The 18,416-nt window shown below is 52.1% G+C and carries 18 protein-coding genes; 13 read left to right on the plus strand and 5 right to left on the minus strand.

Annotated features, from left to right (window positions below; all coding sequences use genetic code 11):
- The first annotated feature begins 15 nt into the window (after nt 1-15).
- From EPA93_RS11970 to EPA93_RS12000, 7 genes are all read left to right on the plus strand, one after another.
- Nucleotides 16-1,080 (plus strand): amidohydrolase family protein, encoded by a 1,065-nt coding sequence (locus tag EPA93_RS11970; RefSeq protein ID WP_129887689.1) that lies wholly within the window; start codon nt 16-18, stop codon nt 1,078-1,080.
- Nucleotides 1,080-1,379, plus strand: coding sequence for a metal-sulfur cluster assembly factor (locus EPA93_RS11975; protein WP_129887691.1), 300 nt, complete (start codon nt 1,080-1,082; stop codon nt 1,377-1,379). The genes EPA93_RS11970 and EPA93_RS11975 overlap by 1 nt, the downstream gene beginning before the upstream one ends.
- The gene (locus EPA93_RS11980) at nt 1,376-2,233 is read left to right on the plus strand and encodes a hypothetical protein (RefSeq protein WP_129887693.1); all 858 of its coding nucleotides are present in this window, start codon (nt 1,376-1,378) and stop codon (nt 2,231-2,233) included. The genes EPA93_RS11975 and EPA93_RS11980 overlap by 4 nt, the downstream gene beginning before the upstream one ends.
- Complete coding sequence (locus EPA93_RS11985) at nt 2,230-3,264, plus strand: NAD(P)-dependent alcohol dehydrogenase (RefSeq protein ID WP_129887695.1); 1,035 nt, start codon at nt 2,230-2,232, stop codon at nt 3,262-3,264. The genes EPA93_RS11980 and EPA93_RS11985 overlap by 4 nt, the downstream gene beginning before the upstream one ends.
- Nucleotides 3,265-3,379: 115 nt before the next feature.
- A complete protein-coding gene (locus EPA93_RS11990; protein WP_129887697.1) occupies nt 3,380-4,144 on the plus strand; it encodes an IclR family transcriptional regulator in 765 nt (254 codons plus the stop codon).
- Nucleotides 4,141-4,983, plus strand: coding sequence for an alpha/beta fold hydrolase (locus EPA93_RS11995; RefSeq protein ID WP_129887699.1), 843 nt, complete (start codon nt 4,141-4,143; stop codon nt 4,981-4,983). Before EPA93_RS11990 ends, EPA93_RS11995 begins: the two co-directional genes overlap by 4 nt.
- A 3-nt stretch (nt 4,984-4,986) precedes the next feature.
- Complete coding sequence (locus EPA93_RS12000; protein WP_129887701.1) at nt 4,987-5,766, plus strand: 2-keto-4-pentenoate hydratase; 780 nt, start codon at nt 4,987-4,989, stop codon at nt 5,764-5,766.
- 142 nt (nt 5,767-5,908) lie between these two features.
- On the opposite strand, the gene EPA93_RS12005 is transcribed toward EPA93_RS12000, so the two are convergent.
- Complete coding sequence (locus EPA93_RS12005) at nt 5,909-6,136, minus strand: hypothetical protein (protein ID WP_129887703.1); 228 nt, start codon at nt 6,134-6,136, stop codon at nt 5,909-5,911.
- A gap of 174 nt (nt 6,137-6,310) precedes the next feature.
- Between EPA93_RS12005 and EPA93_RS12010 the strand changes: the two genes are divergently transcribed.
- The 4 genes from EPA93_RS12010 (at nt 6,311) to EPA93_RS12025 (ending at nt 10,429) form a co-directional block, all read left to right on the plus strand.
- Nucleotides 6,311-6,619 carry a hypothetical protein gene (locus tag EPA93_RS12010; RefSeq protein ID WP_129887705.1) on the plus strand — a complete coding sequence of 103 codons (309 nt, stop codon included), beginning with the start codon at nt 6,311-6,313 and terminating at the stop codon, nt 6,617-6,619.
- Nucleotides 6,620-6,650: 31 nt separating this feature from the next.
- Nucleotides 6,651-6,866 carry a hypothetical protein gene (locus tag EPA93_RS12015; RefSeq protein ID WP_129887707.1) on the plus strand — a complete coding sequence of 72 codons (216 nt, stop codon included), beginning with the start codon at nt 6,651-6,653 and terminating at the stop codon, nt 6,864-6,866.
- Between the two features lie 86 nt (nt 6,867-6,952).
- A complete protein-coding gene (locus EPA93_RS12020) occupies nt 6,953-7,486 on the plus strand; it encodes a dihydrofolate reductase family protein (protein ID WP_129887709.1) in 534 nt (177 codons plus the stop codon).
- Between the two features lie 1,044 nt (nt 7,487-8,530).
- The gene (locus EPA93_RS12025) at nt 8,531-10,429 is read left to right on the plus strand and encodes an N-acetylmuramoyl-L-alanine amidase (RefSeq protein ID WP_129887711.1); all 1,899 of its coding nucleotides are present in this window, start codon (nt 8,531-8,533) and stop codon (nt 10,427-10,429) included.
- 114 nt (nt 10,430-10,543) lie between these two features.
- On the opposite strand, the gene EPA93_RS12030 is transcribed toward EPA93_RS12025, so the two are convergent.
- Nucleotides 10,544-11,689, minus strand: a complete 1,146-nt coding sequence (locus tag EPA93_RS12030; RefSeq protein WP_129887713.1) for an oxidoreductase — start codon at nt 11,687-11,689, stop codon at nt 10,544-10,546.
- A gap of 275 nt (nt 11,690-11,964) precedes the next feature.
- On the opposite strand from EPA93_RS12030, the gene EPA93_RS12035 reads away from it, so the two are divergent.
- On the plus strand, nt 11,965-12,429 hold the full coding sequence (locus EPA93_RS12035) for an Lrp/AsnC family transcriptional regulator (protein ID WP_129887715.1): 465 nt from the start codon (nt 11,965-11,967) through the stop codon (nt 12,427-12,429).
- Between the two features lie 73 nt (nt 12,430-12,502).
- On the opposite strand, the gene EPA93_RS12040 is transcribed toward EPA93_RS12035, so the two are convergent.
- The 3 genes from EPA93_RS12040 to EPA93_RS12050 all read right to left on the minus strand — a co-directional run bounded on the left by EPA93_RS12040 (nt 12,503) and on the right by EPA93_RS12050 (nt 16,604).
- The gene (locus tag EPA93_RS12040) at nt 12,503-13,468 is read right to left on the minus strand and encodes an LLM class F420-dependent oxidoreductase (RefSeq protein WP_129887717.1); all 966 of its coding nucleotides are present in this window, start codon (nt 13,466-13,468) and stop codon (nt 12,503-12,505) included.
- A 271-nt stretch (nt 13,469-13,739) separates the two neighbouring features.
- Complete coding sequence (locus tag EPA93_RS12045) at nt 13,740-14,930, minus strand: DUF4097 family beta strand repeat-containing protein (RefSeq protein WP_129887719.1); 1,191 nt, start codon at nt 14,928-14,930, stop codon at nt 13,740-13,742.
- Between the two features lie 285 nt (nt 14,931-15,215).
- The gene (locus EPA93_RS12050) at nt 15,216-16,604 is read right to left on the minus strand and encodes an AI-2E family transporter (RefSeq protein WP_129887721.1); all 1,389 of its coding nucleotides are present in this window, start codon (nt 16,602-16,604) and stop codon (nt 15,216-15,218) included.
- 811 nt (nt 16,605-17,415) lie between these two features.
- On the opposite strand from EPA93_RS12050, the gene EPA93_RS12055 reads away from it, so the two are divergent.
- Nucleotides 17,416-18,345, plus strand: coding sequence for a nucleoside hydrolase (locus tag EPA93_RS12055; protein ID WP_129887723.1), 930 nt, complete (start codon nt 17,416-17,418; stop codon nt 18,343-18,345).
- Nucleotides 18,346-18,416 lie beyond the last annotated feature (71 nt).

The following is an 18,416-nucleotide window of genomic DNA, read 5'->3' on the forward strand; positions in this document are numbered from 1 at the left end:
TGAAAGGACCTATCAATGAAAAATGGCGCATTTGTATTTGATGCCCACACTGGATTCTGGGACGCCAGTAAAGAGAATTGCAAGAACCGCTTTGGCGATGTCTTTATCGAATCGTTTTACGGTATCCACAATGCCCTCAATCCTCCCGAGAGTAAGTGGACAATGCAGTATGAGAGTGTGTTCCGCAAGGTTGACCCTGATTGGTATCTCAGCGAGATTTTTATCAAGGGTGATGCGGATATGTCCATTCTCTCTACCCAAGTTTTAAAGGACTTTTACTACAAGGGCTTTTGCTCGGCAGAACGCAATATGATCTTGCGCGACCTGGCGCCCGAGCGCATCATCTCCCTGGGAGCCGTTGATCCACGCATCCCCAACGGCGTGCAGGAGATAGAGCGCCAGGTTAAAGAGTGCGGCGTGAGGGGCTTTAAGTGGTATACTGCCGAGTGGCGTGGCCAGTCGCGCGGCTGGAGCGCTAACGATCCCATGGTTTTTCCACTCTATGAGAAATGCCTGGAACTTGGCATCAAGAACATGCATTTCCATAAAGGGCCGGGCGTCGAGCCGCTTTCCCTTGCACGATTCGATGTGCGCGATATAGATGAGCCTGCCTGCCTCTATCCCGAATTGAACTTCATTATTGATCATGTTGGCTTGCCCAGGCTTGACGATTTTTGCTGGATTGGTGCGAGTTGCCCCAACGTCTATGGCTCTTTGGCCCTGGCTTTAGCTTTTGTGCATAAGCGTCCGCGCTACTTTGCGGAGATTATGGCCAATCTGCTCTTCTGGCTTGGCCCGGAGCGCATTATATATGGGACCGACTTCCCGATCTGGTATCCACACTGGCAGCTCGATGGCTTTATGGCCTTTCAGCTCCCTGACGATCTGAAAGAGGAATATGGCGTTGATCTGACCGATGAGATCAAGCAAAAGATTATCGGTGGTAATATTGCCAGGCTTTACGGCATCGATATCGAAAGCAAGCTCAAGGCCATCGAAAATGACGAGATCGCGCAGCGCAAGCGGGCCTATGCGGCAGAGCATCCCGAGTTTGCACAAGGGAAAGAGGAGGTAGCCTGATGACAATCGATGCGCAGGCCGTACGCGCTGCGGCTGGCTCAACGCGTGACCCGGAGATTCGCCGCTCCCTGGCTGAGATGGGCCTGTTGGATGAGGTAGAGATTTTTGGCAGTCGGGTAGTTGTACATTTTCACCTGACCAGCCCTCTCTGCCCTTCTCGTTTCGCTACTAGCATTGGCCGCGAGCTCAGGCGGCGCGTGGAGGCTGTGCCCGGCGTCACCTCCTGCGAAGTTGTGTTGCGCGATCATTTCCTTGGCGACAAAATTCAGGAGCTAATCAATGCCAGGGGGCGCAAATGAATACCACACATCTGCTTGCTGGCCGTCACGAAAGCGCGCTCCTCGCTTTCCCCTCAGTACAAAGAATGGCTGCTATTCTCGTGCAGCGCTGCCATAACCCGCTCTGGGCACGTACCGCCGTGGCCAGCCTTGCGCGCTTTCAGACTATGACAGGCCAGCGCGACCTTGAGGCTTTGTGCGAACAGGCGTTGCAAGATCCGCAGGTAGCAAGCCAGGCCCTGGCAGCCTTTGCTGCGGCCCTCTCTGCTTATAGCGAGAGCCAGGTTGCCACTCTGGCCCGCGGCGTAAAGCTCTGGTTTAGCCTGAATGGGATCGCCGTGCCCTGGCGCCCTCTGGCCGGGAAAGTAGCGGCAAGCGGGCCGCCGGTTAGCGAGCAGCCAGGGGTAGAGGCTGTTATCCTGCTGGCCCTGATTGGGAGCGGGCTGCACCTGGCCGAGCTGTTACGCCTGCGTGTAGGCGATCTTGGTTCGTTAGCTCAAAATGGTGAGCTTATGGCCGACCTGGCAGCCGAGCCGCTAGCCGTGCAGTATACCCCGCGGCGCGGCAAACGGGAGCCACGCATCACCTTCTTGACCTTTCAGGCCCGGCAGGCTCTTTTGGCCTACCTGGCTCAATCTGCGCTCCCGGGAGCAGAGCTTGAGCCCGACAGACTGCTGCTCACGCGCGCGGATGGTAGCTGCCTGTCGGCTCAGAGCATAGCGCGGGCCAGGCGGCGCAGTAGAGCCTTGATCCAGGCCGGGCGAAATGCTAATGTAGAGCTCTGTCGTGCTACCGGCGAATTCTTTCGGCGCTGGGGCTTGCCCGGCTCGCACTTTAGTGGACCAGAAGAATTGAATATCGAGGACTACATATGAAAGCTGTACGTTTGCATCACTATGGAGAAATGCCGCTACTTGAAGAGGTGGCCGAACCTGGAATCACGAGCCAGTATGATGTGATCGTGCGCGTGGGAGGAGCCGGACTGTGCCGCACCGATTTGCACATCATGGAGGGAAATTTCAAGGAGAGCTCGGGCGTAAGCTTACCCTACATCCTGGGGCACGAGAATGCCGGCTGGGTGCATGAGATCGGGTCCGCCGTAAGCAATGTCGCCGTGGGCGATACAGTAATCGTGCATCCCCAGATGAGCTGCGGCTTTTGTCGAGCTTGTCGCGCCGGCAATGATATGCACTGCTCCCGCGCTGAATTTTCTGGCATGTCGGTAGATGGTGGCATGGCACAGTTGCTGAAAACGAGCGCCCGAGCCGTTGTGAAGCTAGAGCCTACTTTTGCCCCGCAAGATATTGCCGCCCTGGCCGATGCCGGGCTGACAGCCTATCATGCCATTAAAAAAGCCGTACCTCAGCTCTATCCGGGCGCAAAAGTAGTAGTGATAGGGGCTGGTGGTCTGGGCCATATCGGTATTCAATGCCTCAAGGCCTTAACCCCGGCCGAAATCATCGTCGTCGATCGCGTGCCGGAAGCGCTTGAACTGGCCAAAGGCTGGGGCGCAGATTATACAGTGTATACCTCTGGCAACCAGGTAGCAAAAGTAAAAGAGATCACGGCCGGACAAGGGGCCGAGGCGATTATAGATTTTGTCGGTGAGGGTAGCGCTCTTGCCGATGGCGTTGCCATGCTTCGGCGTGCGGGCAACTACTATATGGTTGGTTATGGGGGCAAATTGCAGGTCCCTACCAGCGACATGATTGCCACGGAGATTAATTTTATTGGCAACCTGGTAGGCACATACAATGATCTGGTGGAACTGATGACGCTTACCGCGCAGGGTAAAGTAAAGCTGCACACAACCTTCTATCCGCTCGCCGCAGCCAGAGAGGCTTTTCAGGATCTGGCTAGCGGTAATTTACGTGGGCGTGGTATTCTGATACCAGAATGGCCTTGATGGGAAAGCAAGCTTCCTGTCAAATCTCCCACCTTTGAGCAGCGTAAATCGATCTTGTCCCTGGTTGTAATAAAGAAGCCCTCTATTCGACGAAGAACAGGAAGGAGCCATGGCGATGCGCTATATGATGGAGAAAGTTGGCCATGTCCTTGATCTTTTTTCCTTCAAACATCCTGAGTGGGGAGTGAGCGAGATCTCTCAGACCCTGGCCATTCCCAAATCGACGACTAGCGAAATCATGGCTAGCCTGGCTACGCAGGGCCTGCTCGCGCGCACTGAAGTGGGCCGCTATCGCCTGGGCTGGCGTCTCTTTCACCTGAGCCAGGTTCTCCTCGATAATACTGATTTTTGCATAGAGGCGCGCCAGGTCATGCGTGAGTTGGTCGAGCGTTGGGGAGAGACGTCCCATCTAGCCGTGCTGGATAAGGGGCAGGTGCTCTACGTCGAAAAATTGCAGGGAACACCGGCCGTCCAGATTCTCCTTTCGCAGATCGGTGGGAGATTGCCGCCACACTGTAGCGGAGTCGGAAAAGTATTGCTGGCCCAGCGAAGCTGGCATGAAGTGACGAGCATGCTGGAGGAGCAGGAGCTCAAACCCTTTACTCCACACACAATCACCTCGTTTGAGCGCCTGGCCCAAGAATTGGAGGAGGTACGCAAGCATGGATACGCTTTTGATCACGAGGAGGTTGCCGTGGGGTTATGCTGCGTTGCTGCACCAATCTATGATCAGGATGGACATGTGCTTGCCGCCATGAGTATCTCTGTGCCGGCCTATCGTTTTTATCCTAAGCAAGATACCTACATGGGCATTATTCTGAAAGCTGCGCACTGTGTTTCTGAGTCGTTGGGCTATAGAAAGGAAAAGCCAAAATCATGACCACTGAAAATCCACAGGCAACCCCAGAAATTGGCAAAAGTATTCTTGCCGCGGGTGTCATGACTAACTATCATGAGGCGGGAAGTGGTGCACCTGTTATCCTCATTCATGGCTCCGGGCCGGGTGTCTCTGCCTGGGCCAACTGGCGCTTTGCTATCCCGGCCCTTGCTGAGCGCTTGCATGTCTTTGCCTATGATCAGTTGGGCTTTGGCTATACCCAATTGCCGGAACGGAACCTCTATAACCTGGACCTGTGGACCGAGCACTTATTCAGCTTTATGCAGGCAGTTGGAATACAGAAAGCGCACCTTGTCGGCAATTCGATGGGCTCAGCCGTAGCCCTGGCTGCTGCAATATCGCACCCGGAGAAAGTGGAGCGCCTGGTGCTGATGGGGGCAATGGGCGTGCGCTTTCCCTTGACTGAAGGGCTTAATACGACCTGGGGCTATACGCCAAGCGTCGCTAATATGCGCCGCCTGCTCGATATTTTTGCGTATAACCGCGCGCTGGTAAGCGATCAACTGGCCGAACTGCGCTACCAGGCGAGCATACGTCCGGGCATGCAAGAGGCCTTTGCCAGCATGTTTCCGGCGCCGCGCCAGCAGGGAGTGGATGCCCTGGCCCACTACGAGGATCGCCTCTCGACTATCGAGGCATCCACGCTAATTATTCATGGGCGGGAGGATCGTGTGATCCCCTTGCAGACCGGCTTGGATCTGATGCAGACGCTGCCAAATGCGCAATTACATGTCTTTGGTCACTGTGGCCACTGGACCCAGCTTGAGCATGTAAAGACCTTTAATCGCCTGGTCCGCGATTTCCTGGCAGAAGGAGAATGAGTCATGGATCTTCCCATCCAGGATCTGGCTATGTCCCTGCAGCGCGCCGAACGTGCTCAAGCGCCTCTTCAACCTTTCAGTGAGGTGTATCCAGCTTTAAGCAGCGCCCAGGCTTATGCCATTCAGCAGGCCTGGCTAAGCCTCAAACAGGCTGAGGGTGGTAGTATTGTCGGGCGCAAAATTGGCCTCACGAGCAAAGCTATGCAGCAACAATTGGGCGTGGATCAGCCCGATTATGGATTTTTGTTGAACACAATGGTTGTGCAGCCGGGCAGTACGATTGCCCTCGCCGAACTGATTCAGCCGCGTATAGAGCCGGAGATCGCCTTCTGGCTGGCCGAAGATCTTCGTGGACCGGGTATCACGGTTGAGCATGTCTTGCGCGCCACGCGTGGAGTAAGCGCCTCGTTTGAGCTGGTTGATAGCCGGATTGCCAACTGGCGCATCAAGCTTGTCGATACCATCGCCGATAATGCATCCTCGGCTCGTGTGATCGCCAGCGAACAGATCGTTGCCCTTGACGGCCTGGATCTGAGCAATATCCACGTCACACTCAAGTGCAACGGAGCAACGGTTGAAGAAGGTGTAGGCTCGGCTGTGCTGGGTCATCCTGCGGCCGCCGTGGCCTGGCTGGCAAATAAGCTGGCGGAGTTTGAGGTCAGCCTGCTTGCCGGACAATTGATATTGCCCGGAGCGATGTGCGCCGCCGTCTCGGTTGCCTCTGGTGACACCTTCCAGGCCTCCTTCAGCCAGCTAGGCGATATCACGCTAAGCTTCTCCTGAGCTTATGCTAAGTGTACCCAATAAAGCCTGTCCAGGCTACAAGCTGACCTGGATAGGCTTTTTCTTACTCACTACATCCAGAACATAAATTTCTTTGCAGACGTCACCCGACCAGGCCCCCATGCTGATGAGATGCTCCTTTTCAGGCCCTATATCCCGCGTATCCTTGCGGCTTTCGGGCAGGAGGAACAGCGGTTGGCTGTGGTAAGAGCCGCGCAGCTCCATCTCCTCTAACCAGTGAGTTTTCCCGCCAGGCCACGACGCCAGGAACGTGAAGGGTCAGCCTGCTTGCGCTATCGAACCCTGAACGCTTGAAGAGGGTGCTGTGTTGCCCGTGCTGTTGGGTAATCTGTAGAAGATTTGCTGCCATGTGGGTTATCTGGAATAATCACCCGAAATATCACGAACTCCGGTGATGTCTCTTCTTATCAGCCACGTTATACTGCTTTCAAAATTATTCCAAGCAGAAACCACTCGGCCACAAGAACGAGCTATAGATACACAGCATGCCTGAAAATGTGTGAGATGAAAGGAAGCTATCACGATGATTGTCAGAAGCTGGCGGGGCGTAATCACGGCCGCGCGAGCATTGGAGTATCTTGACTATTTGTTAGAAACTGCGGTGAAAGATTACCTCGCCGTTGTCGGGAATCGGGGAGTGCAGATATGTCAACGCACGTTTGGGGACAAAACCGAGTTTCTCGTTCTCTCCTTCTGGGAGTCGTATGACGCTATTCGCGCCTTTGCCGGTGATGACTGCGAGCGGGCTGTCTATTATAGCAAGGATGCAGAGTTTTTGCTCGAACGAGAAGAAAAAGTGCTGCATTACGTAGTGGAGTTTGAACTGCTATAAGTACGGACGGATACCGCCAGGAGGTATATTGATGCACGTTTCAATTCGCATCCAGGGATATCTTGATCCCTCATGGCAGGTGTGGCTGGAGAATTTACAGATTGTGCATGAAGAAGGAGGCACTTCGCGTCTCTCTGGTGTTCTTTCTGATCAGGCAGCCCTCTATAGCGTGCTGGACAAGCTTGATTGGATGAGCTTGAAGCGCCTCTCACTTGAACGCAGGGAAATACCTTCAGACGAGAGCTGATTTTTCGCTTCCATGCTTAGCAATAGGAGCAAAATGTTTGCTAACGATCCACACATACAAAATATCGGTTAAGGGAGGAAGTCAATTTGAAAATACGTGCAGCTGAAATTGTAACCCTGGATGGGGTCATGGAAGCCTGCAATCAGTGGATATTTCCCTATTTAGATCAAGAGATTGAGGTTGATGTCATCAACACTCTGCTTGAGACTGACGCCTTTCTCTTCGGACGTAAGACCTACCTGGAATTAACCACCTGGGCTAACAGAAATAGTGCAATGGCTGAACTCTTTAATATCCTACCCAAATATGTGGTCTCCGGTACCCTTAAGGAGGTCACCTGGAACAATTCTCATATCATCTCTGGGAATATCGTCGAAGAGGTGGCAAAGCTCAAAGCGCAACCTGGGGAATATCTGCTGATCAACGGGAGTGCGGATCTGGTTCGTCTGCTTGCCCAGCACGATCTCATCGATGAGTATTATTTAAGTATAGTCCCCCTGGTGCTGGGGAAGGGCAAGCGCCTCTTTCCAGAAGGGGATCAGGCTAAGCTTCAATTGCTTGACTGCAAAGCTTACAAAACAGGCTTACTGCACCTGAGCTATGGGCCAATCAAACAGTAATTGTAATGTGCGGTTGGTTGATATCTCGCCAGGCTTTTCCTGTTTCTCCTAAAGCAGTGTTCACAACGAGTGAGCCCTGAGGGAAATGTCGTGGCCTGGGTCGGCCAAGCTGCTCTCGAATGGGCAAGCACTGACCTGGCGATTGGCTCATGGCTTTTGAGTATAGTTCTAGCATTGAACAATAGAAGGGAGGCCTGCTGTTATACATCTTCCTAAAACGTTATTGCTTCTAAAGGCCTTCAAAGAGAACTTTTTGTTTCTGGCAAGAAGCACATATGTCCTCGTTGTTGGGTATTCCATCCATCGTTGGGAGGCGATCCAGCAAAAACAGCAGCAGAGCCGTGAGAAAAGCGCTAGAGGTAGAGATTAGCTAATGTGCAACGGTGATGATTGCCCTATCAATTGAATACGCTCTTCCTCTCAGTGTTCTTCTGTTGTCCCTCAAGCCTTCCCCGGTCCTTTGTGCCCAGCTCAAGCCACAGCTGCACGTTTTCATTACTGGCATTTTCAGCTTGCCCACAGACGTTTGAAGGGCGAAATAGCTGAGATTGCTATGGATGCCTGATGTTAAAGTGCTCTTGGTGTGTGGAATGGGCAGGACGAGTCCACGCAGCACCCCAGGGAATGCGGAGCAAGTATATGCTCAGGCCTCTCAGACAAGAGCTGATTTTTCGCTTCCACGCTTAGCAATAGGAGCAAAATGTTTGCTAACGACCCACATATTAAAGAATATCAGTAAAGGAAGGAAATCAACTTGAACATGCATGTAGCTGACAGTGTAACCCTGGACAGAATATCAGTAAAGGAAGGAAATCAACTTGAACATACATGTAGCTGAATTGATAGGCACACAATAATTTATTGTTTCTATGTTTTTAGAACAATGAATTAAGACAGATGCGCTTTTATTACTATGAGCGAAGGTAGAGAATTAGTACTTTTCTCGCGAATGTGTAATTTTTAGCGCTAAAATGGTTAGCTATAGTAGCAGCTGCAGGGAAGTGGTTTGAAAATATTATCCCAGGAAGAAGGGAAAATAACTTGATGCGAAGAGTTTTTGTAGTGTTAAAAACTGTGAAACCTGTTATATTGTTTGCCTCTGTTGGTGCACTGCTTTTGTTAAGTGCTCTTGGTGTGTGGAATGTGGCAGGACGAGCCCACGCAGCACCCTCAGGGGATGCGGAGCAAGTATTTGCCCAGGCCTCGCAGGAGACCGGGGTGCCAAGCGATCTGCTTAAAGCCATCTGTCAGATGGAAGGGCATATGCATATGCATAGTGGAAGCCCAAATATAGGTGATGGGTATGGCTGTATGAATCTCGTACATACCGATGCCGATGGCTGCCAGGCTCAACTCTCCAATGCCGGGCTTCCCTGTACACACCATTTTACCCGAAGGCAGATCAATACTCTCGATCATGCTGCCCAGCTTATGCATGTTAGCCAGGAGCAGATCAAGAGCGATTTTGCGACGAATATCAGAGCCGGAGCCTGGATCTTGCGTGAGGATGCGCAAAAAGCCTCAAGCTCGCATAGCTTACCGACCAATCTTGCCGATTGGTACGGTGCTGTTGCAGCTTACAGCAACGCTACAGTCTCCTCGACAGCTACTATGTATGCCGATGCTGTCTATAAGCTGATCCAGAACGGCTTTACGGCCACAACCGATCAGGGCGCGACCGTCTCTTTGCAAGCGCAGGCGGTAACTCCTCATCGTCAAACCTATATCGCTCCACGCGACGCCTTGCCTACTGGCTGCCAGCAACAAGGAGCCGAATATGGGCCAGCCATCAATTGCATTCTCGATCCACAGAAATATGATTGCAATAAAGTCGCAGATAATCAGCCCTGCAATTACGATTCGGCCAATCGGCCCACGGATTTGCCAATTACCCATATTGTAATTCACGATGTCGAAGGAAGTGCTCTTTCCGCCCTGGCAACTTTCCAGGACCCAACCTTTGCCGTAAGCGCACACTATATTATTGATACCGATGGCACGGTTTATCAGGCAGTGCGCCATGAGGATATCGCCTTTCAGGCGGGCAATTTCTGGTATAATCAGCATTCTATCGGGATCGAACATGCTGGTTATGATAAAGATGGCTATTTGTGGTATAACGCGGCCGAATATCTTGCCTCGGCCAAGCTAGTAGCTTTTCTCATAGAGAAGTATCATATTCCCTTTGACCATGACCATATCGTGTCTCATGGCACTATTCCGTCTCCTAACCTGCAAGTTGCCCCCAATCACGTCGATCCGGGTCCGTACTGGCTGTGGGAATATTATGCTAAGCTTACTCTTGGAGAACTCTTTTCTCCTTTAGCCAAAAGAACACGTCAGGGCTTTGTGACGCTTATTCCTCCGTCTGGACGGCGACCATTGGGACCTCATGGAACCGAGACAAAAGACAATTTTAACTTCTTTTATCTCTATACTGAGCCCAGTACCAAATCTGACTTGATTCCGCATCAACCGGATAAGCCGACAGAGTGGAACGAAACTGATACTGTTGAGAGCCTGATTAGCTATTACTATACCGACAAAAAACCTGATGAGGCGGGCAGTGGGATGATGATGTATAAAATCTGGTATGGCACAGAAGATCAGGCGAGCACGCAGGGACCTCAGGGACAATATGCTCATGCTAAAGAGGCCTGGTTGGCGGCTCCAAGAGATGGTGTGCTAGAAGGCTTCGGACTGGGCCAGCCTGTCGTGCTGCACCAGAATAATGCTAGTGTATTACCAATCTATGGTCGGCCAGCGGCGACGGAGCAGGACTGGAAGGGCGACCAAATTGGTGAGGCTCCTGATAAGGCAGTTTTCATTTCAGCATATACAGATCGCGAAGTTGCCAGCGATGGCAGCCAGACGCTCTGGTATGAGATCAACTTTAATCATCGTCAGGCCTGGGTTCTGGCCAACGAGGTAACTACTCTCTAAGCCCATTCCTAATTTTAGTCGGCAGGCAATCCCTCACAGTTATCCAGGGCTATGAATGGTTGCCTGCCCTTTCAGTGCTCATTGAGCTTATTACGCAATAAGCTCAGTGCTGTTCTACTTGCCCTTGCTACCGGCGATAGCCTTATGCTCAGCCAACCAGCGCCTGGTATTTTCAAGGGTTGCCTGTGGGGAGATCATTGCGTGCTCAAATGCTTCAAGCTGGCTATCTTCTTGCAGGCGGCGCGGCCAGTCGGGATTAGCCAGGGCACCCCGGGCCAGGGCAATAAGATCTGCGTGTCCATCGCGTAGAATTTGTTCCGCCTGCTGTGGATCGTGCATGCCACCATTGGCAATAACCGGAACCCCTGCAACTTCTCTGGCGAGCTGCGTAATCGTGCTGCCATTGCCGAGCATAGCCGTCTCAGTCCAGTTGCGCCCTTCGCTGGCAACATGTATGTAGGCTACCCCAACTCCAGCTAGAGCCGAGAAGATGATGCTGGCATCTTTATGCCCGCCCGGCCAGCGGTACACAAAGTCGTTAACTTTGGTTTGCGAGAGACGTATTCCTACCGGATAGTGCTTACCTGTAGCGCTCCGAATGGCCTCCACAACCTCAAGCGCAAAGCGAATGCGCTTCTCCGTTGAGCCGCCATAGCGATCTGTCCGCTGGTTGGTATAGTCGGTAATAAATTGATCTATCAGGTAGCCATTGGCGCCGTGGATCTCCACGCCATCGAAGCCAGCCGCACGAGCCTGTACAGCCGCCCTGGCAAAACCTTCAATTACTTGCTTGATATCCTGTTCTGTCATGGCCTGGGGCCGCGCATATGGTCCGTGACCGCCATATTCGGATAGCATCTCTCCTTGGGGCTGTACCGCAGAAGGTGCGATCGTATGTGCGCGGTAATTATTGCCCTGCGAGAGCGCTCCCGCGTGCATGAGCTGCAAAAAGATATGCGCGCCTGCCGCGTGTACAGAATCGACGATGTGCCGCCAGGCCTGAACCTGCTCTGGAGTAACGATGCCTGGCTGATTCGCATAGCTTTGGCTATAAGCTTGATCGATGTAGGTTCCCTCTGTGATAATCAAGCTAAAATTTCCGCGGGCAAAAGCTGTATAGTAGTCAAGCATTTGCTCAGTGGCAACTCCATCACCAGCCGTACTCACGCGCGACATAGGAGCAACCGCCACGCGGTTTTTTAACTTGAGCCCGGCCAGGGAGAAAGGCGTTAAAGCGCTGTGCGCTACGTTTTGTTGCATAATCTATTGTCTCCTTGCTATTATTGCTAATAAGCTAACTACCAAATTTGTTACAGGTCCAACTTCACGATCGGGCCGAGTTGAGAAGAGAGGAGGAGAAAACTCCTCTCGTTATGCATATCTTGCCCGCAGCGGGCTTTAGTAAACTGTTATGGTATTGTAAGGGCGACAAAGATTTTGCTCCATACATACTAAGCGGGAATAAGTCGGCGTCTCTTTTCGCTTGTAAGGTTTTTGAGGGCAATCTTGATTACATTTGAAAGGGTACCTGTTTTATGCAGCTAGATGAGGTAGATAAGGCCATTCTGCAGGCGCTTCAGGAAGATGGGAGGCTATCTTTGCGCAAACTTGCTCAGCGCGTGCATATGACGGCCCCGTCTGTGGCCGAGCGTGTACGTCGCCTTGAGGAGCAACGGATCATCGTTGGCTACGCGGCCCAGATCGATAGCAATAAAGTGTCCCCTATGTTGACAGCATTTATCCACGTATTTTTGTCTAAGCGTGAAGGGAATCACCGCAGCTTTCTGCGCTTTGTGGAAGGGCGTGAGGAAATTTGCGAATGCTATCATACTGCAGGCGATTCTTGCCATCTCTTAAAAGTCATGGTGCCTGACCATGCGTGCCTTGATGCGCTGGTCAATGAGCTGCTCGTCTATGGTGACTACAGGTTGCACCTGGTAATTGGGGAGCCGCTCAAGAAGCAGCAGAGCTATGGAGAAAGGATCAGCTCGGTAGCATAATTGAGATATGCTGGCCGATCCTTCCCGCTCACATGCGGGATGTCCATAAGCACTATGGGCATCCCTCTGACTTTTATTTGCCAATAATTTCGCCGGCAAAGGTGCGTAGCGGCTCCAATTCTCGCGAATCGGGGAAGAAAAGAATGATCTCTTGCGCTCCGACCTGCTCATACTCGGCCAGACGTTTGCGAATAGTCTCGACGGTGCCAACGAGAGCACGCGTGCGCAGATTCTCGGCGCCGCCTGTATTGCGCGACAGACCTCTGGCTAAGGCCTTCTCGTAAGCCTTGTCGTCGGTCTCCGCAAGTGCGCAGTTGAGCATAACTGTGCGATGGATCGCGTTGTAGTCGCGCCCAATCTCCTGACAGTGTTTGCGCAGGATCTCAAACTTGCGCGCAATGCCCTCTGGCTCCAGATTGCCAACGTTGCAGGCGTCGCCATACTGCGCGACAAGCTTAAGCGTTACCCTTTCGCCGCCGCCGCCGATGAGCAGGGGAATATGCGGCTTCTGCACGCCCTTTGGCTGATTAATGGCGCCGCGTACCTGGTAATATTTCCCCTCGAAATAGGCTTCCTCGTCGCTCCACATCTTGAGAATGACCTGGACTGCTTCGCGTAAATAGCGCAGGCGTGTAGGCGCATCTGGATAATCGTAGCCATAGGCTTTATATTCATGCTCATACCAACCAGCGCCCAGGCCAAAATCCAAGCGTCCATGGCTCAATACATCCACAGTGCTGGCAATCTTGGCCAATAGGGCAGGATTGCGATACCCATTGCAGGAGACCATCTGCCCAATGCGCACACGTTTTGTATCGCGTGCCAGGGCCGCTGTACTGGTCCAGCATTCAAAGGTGACTTCCTGGGTCGGAGTGGGGACAGTATGGAAGTGATCGAAAAGCCAGATCGAATCGAAGCCAACCTCTTCGGCGGTCTGGGCAACCCGCGTCATCGTTTCATAGGCCTCAACTGGATCTTTAATCCCTACGAGATCCATGCGCCAGCCCTGCGGTACAATTACACCAAATTTCATCGCCATAAGTGCACAACTCTTTTCTGCTGAAAACTATCAATCCTTCAGAAGGAGCACTCTAGACCGGTCCTCCAGGAGATAAAATAACAGGCCAATGAAGGAACATTCTAGCGGCCTGTGACGAGCAAATGCCTTTGTGCTGTTAAAATGCTTTTCTGGCCGTTGCCCTTTATCTGTCCTTTATTGTAGAACATGGAGTGCGCTCCAGGTCAAGATCAAGTTTTCTGCAAAAGCAGAGAAGCGGAGCCAGTCGTCTATGCGCTGGCTCCATGTTGTGCTAGCGGCGCTGGACGTGGATTGTGCCCAGATCGGAGCTTAAATCCAGCTGGGCCTGGGGTTCGGCACCGACAGCAGTGCCACCGAATTCATTGGTAACCGAGCCCATACTTGTACGCGCATTTAATATAAAAGACGAGTTTGAGGGTAACACTACATGGATCGTGCCGGCGCTTGTTTTCATACGATAATTGCCCCGCGGATCTAGGGTGCCATCGAAGTGGATCGTGCCAGCGTCGGTTAAGAGAGTAACCCTGCCTTGCAGAAGGGTGCGCTCGGCATGGATCGTACCGGCGTTAGTATGGACATCAGTTCGCTCACCCAGCGTAGCTTCGCGCATCGTAATCGTGCCAGCATTCGTCTTCAATTCCGAACCAGGGGCCAATACTGCCTGCTCAACCATGACGGTACCAGCATTTGTTCTGGCCCTCACCTGCCCTTTGATTCCCGATATGTTAAGAGAGCCAGCATTGCTATCTATCTGCACGGTACAGGATTCAGGAACATAGACATCAAGGGTCACCGAGAACACATTGAAGAGACTATTTGAGCTCCAATGCTTAACATCAACATTGAGGCCATTATCAACCTGTGTATATTCCAGTGGCGTTGTGGCATTCTCTCCAAAGAGCCGACTGACGTATTTTGTCCCGCGCACTTCTATTTTTTCAGCTTGCCCACGCCAGATACGTACGTTGCCGGCGTCGTTATGAATGCGCAAGACAGGCTGTTCAGAGACATCGAACGTACGCGTGGGCAGCGGTACAGGCCGAGTGGAAACTGCGGCAATCACAGCAATCACAATCACAATGCCTACTATGCTCGATAGCATGCCAGCCAGGGCGCTTAGCAGTGAGCCCATGCCTCCACTCACAACTAATACAAAAACGATGAGGATGATAAGCCAGGTGCGCCGCTGGCCTTGAAATGCTGGCTGTTTTGGGCGCAATTTCTCCCCTTGCTCATGCTGCGTATAAGGGCCACTATAACCACGGTACCCGTCCTCATAGGCCTGGGATTCCTGGTACTGGCCATGATAGTCTTCAGCATAGGGATTAACGCTGGGCTGCGGCTCGTAATAGTGTTGCTGGGCAGAACCGGCCTGTTCGCGTGGATCTGTATTGTGCATGCGCTCTTGCTGCTGCCCTGATTGTTCAGGTGGAGTAAACATTGATTCCTGGTTGCTCATCATTTTCCTTCTTTATATAAAGAGTAAGGATAAATCCTTTGAAGATTGCAAGCTCTATAGTCGCATTGAAACATTTGAAAGTCAAGAGTAGACTAGTGTGTTCTTCTATAAGATATACTCATCTTTCTGTTATGAACAAACGTAGCCTTTTGCTAGCGACCAAATCCAGGAAACATTTACGCTTGTTTTGCTCCATCTTTATCGAGCCGCGTCATAAAACCCACGGCTTGAGCCATAGAGATAGAAGACGCGCTTCTGAGAAGCGTCCAGCCCAAGCTGTGGGAAGCGTCACAAAGGCTGATCCTGTTGGGAAGAGGTTTCTGTCTCATCTTTTATAGGCATTGTTTCGGGTGCTGTAGCCGAAAACTCCTGTGGATTATTGGCCTGCCATTCTGTCCATAAGGCTATCAATACCGCCTGCATGAGCCCGGCCACTGGCGCGGCGAATAGCGCCCCCCAGATGCCAAAGAGCTCGCTGCCGGCAAGCAAGGCAACAAGTGAGACGATGGGATGGAGCCCGATCGTCTTGCCTACAATGCGCGGCCCCAACACGTCGCCTTCGAGCACATGCACGCCAACAAAATAGATAAGGACAATGAGGGCGATCAGCCAGCCTTTGGTGAGCGCAAGTAGTACGCAGACGATCCCGGAGACCATGGTTCCCAATATGGGAATAAACTCTAACAAAAAAGCCAGCACGCCAAGTAAGAGCCCATAGGGCACTCCCAACAAGGTCATCCCCACGCCCACAAGGACGCCAATGAGCGTGCAGAGGAAAAGCTGGCCGCGAATGTAGCCCCCTACGATGCGGCGCATGGTCTCAACGGTAAAGCTGACGCGGCCGCGCTGACGCCAGGGAAGACTCTGCCGCAGCCAGTGGGTTGGCTTCTCCCCTTCAAGTACGAGATAGATGCTCAAGACTGCGATCAGAACAAGGTCGAGAATAGCATTGACAATTCCGCTGACGATGGGGATAATCTGGCCTGCTATTCCCTCAAGCTGCCCTACCACCTGGCCACGCAGGTTTGCGAGCTGTTGGGAGGTGATGCCGATGGACTGCAGGAAAAGCTCAAGGGGTGCTGGCTGGCCGTTGGGACCTGGCGTTAGCAAGGTCTGGATCGTTTGGGAGAGGGAAAGAAGCTGCTCTATGGCTGTACGCACGATGAAATAGAGCAGTACGCCAAGGCCTCCTAAGATGAGCAGATAGACCAGGAGGATGCTCACCACGCGTGGCATGACCCGCGCAAATAAGGAGACGGCTGGAGAGAGCGCATAGGCGAGCAGCGCCGCGATCATAAGCATCAGGATCGTCTTTGCCACGTGACCAGCCAGCCAGAGGAGGAGCAATACTATAGTAGTCCAGGCCAGGATAACCAGCGGAATAAGGAGACGTCTGAGCCAGCGGGCGACCTGTTCCGACAAATCTTCTGACATTTCCTGCTCTGCCTGGTTGTCTGGCTGAATGGGAAGCAAGCGCTCCGCCGGGTTTTGCTGTGGTGGGGGCTGAGCCTGTGGCGTGCTGGGACCAGGGTGCATAATCCTGCTGATCTGTTTGAGCCATTGATTTGCCTGTTTTGCTCCCTGCTGAGGAGATGATGCGTCGTCCCTCTTCTCTCGCGTTTTTTCAGGAGGGGAAGCCTGATTGGCATCGTTATCGGATATAGGATCTGGTTTCATCTGTTCCCTCCGTGGGTAGTATCCAGGCTTATGAGCAGGGAATTGTGGTCGTGTTTAGCATGCCTCGCAAAGAGGAGAAGAAAGTGTGCGGGATTCGTCGCCGCGCATGTAATGGAAGAAAAAGCTGCTCTTTTCATAATAAAAAATTGTCTGATATCTACAGGAAATGATCTGCCGCAAAAGCTAAAGTGAATCCAGACAGCGATCTTGCAGGTAGCAATGCCCATAGATGACACGATCCTTTTTGCCAAAGAGAGACAGCTATGCTCGATTGCTTATTGCTGAAATTTTTATTTGTCCAATAATCACTACTCTCATAGCGTAGCGCGTCACTGGTAGAGCTTAAGATTAATACATCAATACTGAGAATGAGGAGCGGATTCAAGGGAATGTGCCAGCCGTCGTGGGTGCTGAATAAGAAGGGGAAATTGTGAAAACCGCGCCTTGACAGAGCCAGTCATCATAGCATAATCTATCTCTACACAAGTCATACGTATGACTTATGCTACAGGCATCTAGTAGATGGCTAAAGCAGGGCAAATATGCGCCCCCTCGTGAGCTCTCTGGAGCCAGCTTTGACGCTAGCATCCGCCTACAAGGATATTTCTTATAGCCATATATGATGAACTATGGGGAAGATGAAGAGGATAGTGCGCAAGTAGCACCGGTGATGAGCTTTAAAGAAACAAATGCAGAAGACATATTGTCTTTATGATAGCTCTATAGAAGTGCCCAATCTTCGACTTGGATGAGTGATCAGCATGTTAGCAGCCTATACAAACGGTAAGAGCAAAGTAAAGGAGGAATTTCTATGCGTCGCTTTTTGATTGACACCGATACAGCCTCTGATGATGCCGTTGCGCTAGTAATGGCAATGCAGGCGCCAGATGTGCAGGTGGAAGCTATTACTGTCGTGGCTGGCAATGTTCCGGTGGAGCAAGGGGTGCAGAATGCACTCTATACTGTCGAGCTATGCAAGAAACGAGTGCCTGTCTATCAAGGGATGGCAGCTCCTATCTTGCGCCAGTTGGAGACGGCCCAGAACGTCCATGGGCACGATGGCATGGGCGATATCGGTTTACCCTTGAGTGGAAGAGTTCCGGCTCCAGGCCATGCGGTAGATATATTGCGCGAAACCATTCGTCGACATCCTCACGAGATTACCCTTGTGACCCTGGGACCGCTTACTAACGTAGGGCTGGCTCTATTGCTCGACCCCGCGCTGGCCAGGTTGGTCAAGGAATGCGTAATTATGGGTGGGATTGGTCAGGGATATGGCAACGTGACTCCCGTGGCTGAGTTTAATATCTGGGTCGATCCCGAGGCTGCGAAGATCGTCTTTTCCTCAGGGATGCCAATTACCATGGTTGGTTGGGACATCTCACGCATCTGGGCTACCTTTGATACTGAGGAGGCTGCGGCCATACGTCGTATAGGTACTCCATTAGCTGAATTTTGTATTGATATTCAGAAGTCTGTGCAGACCTATGCAATCGAAAATAGCCATCTCGTGGGCTTTGATCTCCCCGATCCAATTGCCATGGCCGTTGCCCTCGATCGCGCAAGCATTGCCGAGAGCAAGCGTCTCTTTGTAGAAATAGATGCTGAGAGTGCCTTGAGCCGTGGACAGACCATCGTTGATCATCTAGGAGCCACTGGAAATACGCCCAACGTCGAAGTAGTGCTCGCGGCCTCGCGCGAGCGCTTCCTGGAGCAACTGCGGGCCGCAGTTGGCGCTTAACATCTCTCATGGGACTATATTGATAGATCCATGGCCCGCCAAGAGGCGCTGTTAGTTTTGGCAAGCTTCTA

The organism is Ktedonosporobacter rubrisoli (assembly GCF_004208415.1).
Classification (GTDB): Bacteria; Chloroflexota; Ktedonobacteria; order Ktedonobacterales; family Ktedonobacteraceae; genus Ktedonosporobacter; species Ktedonosporobacter rubrisoli.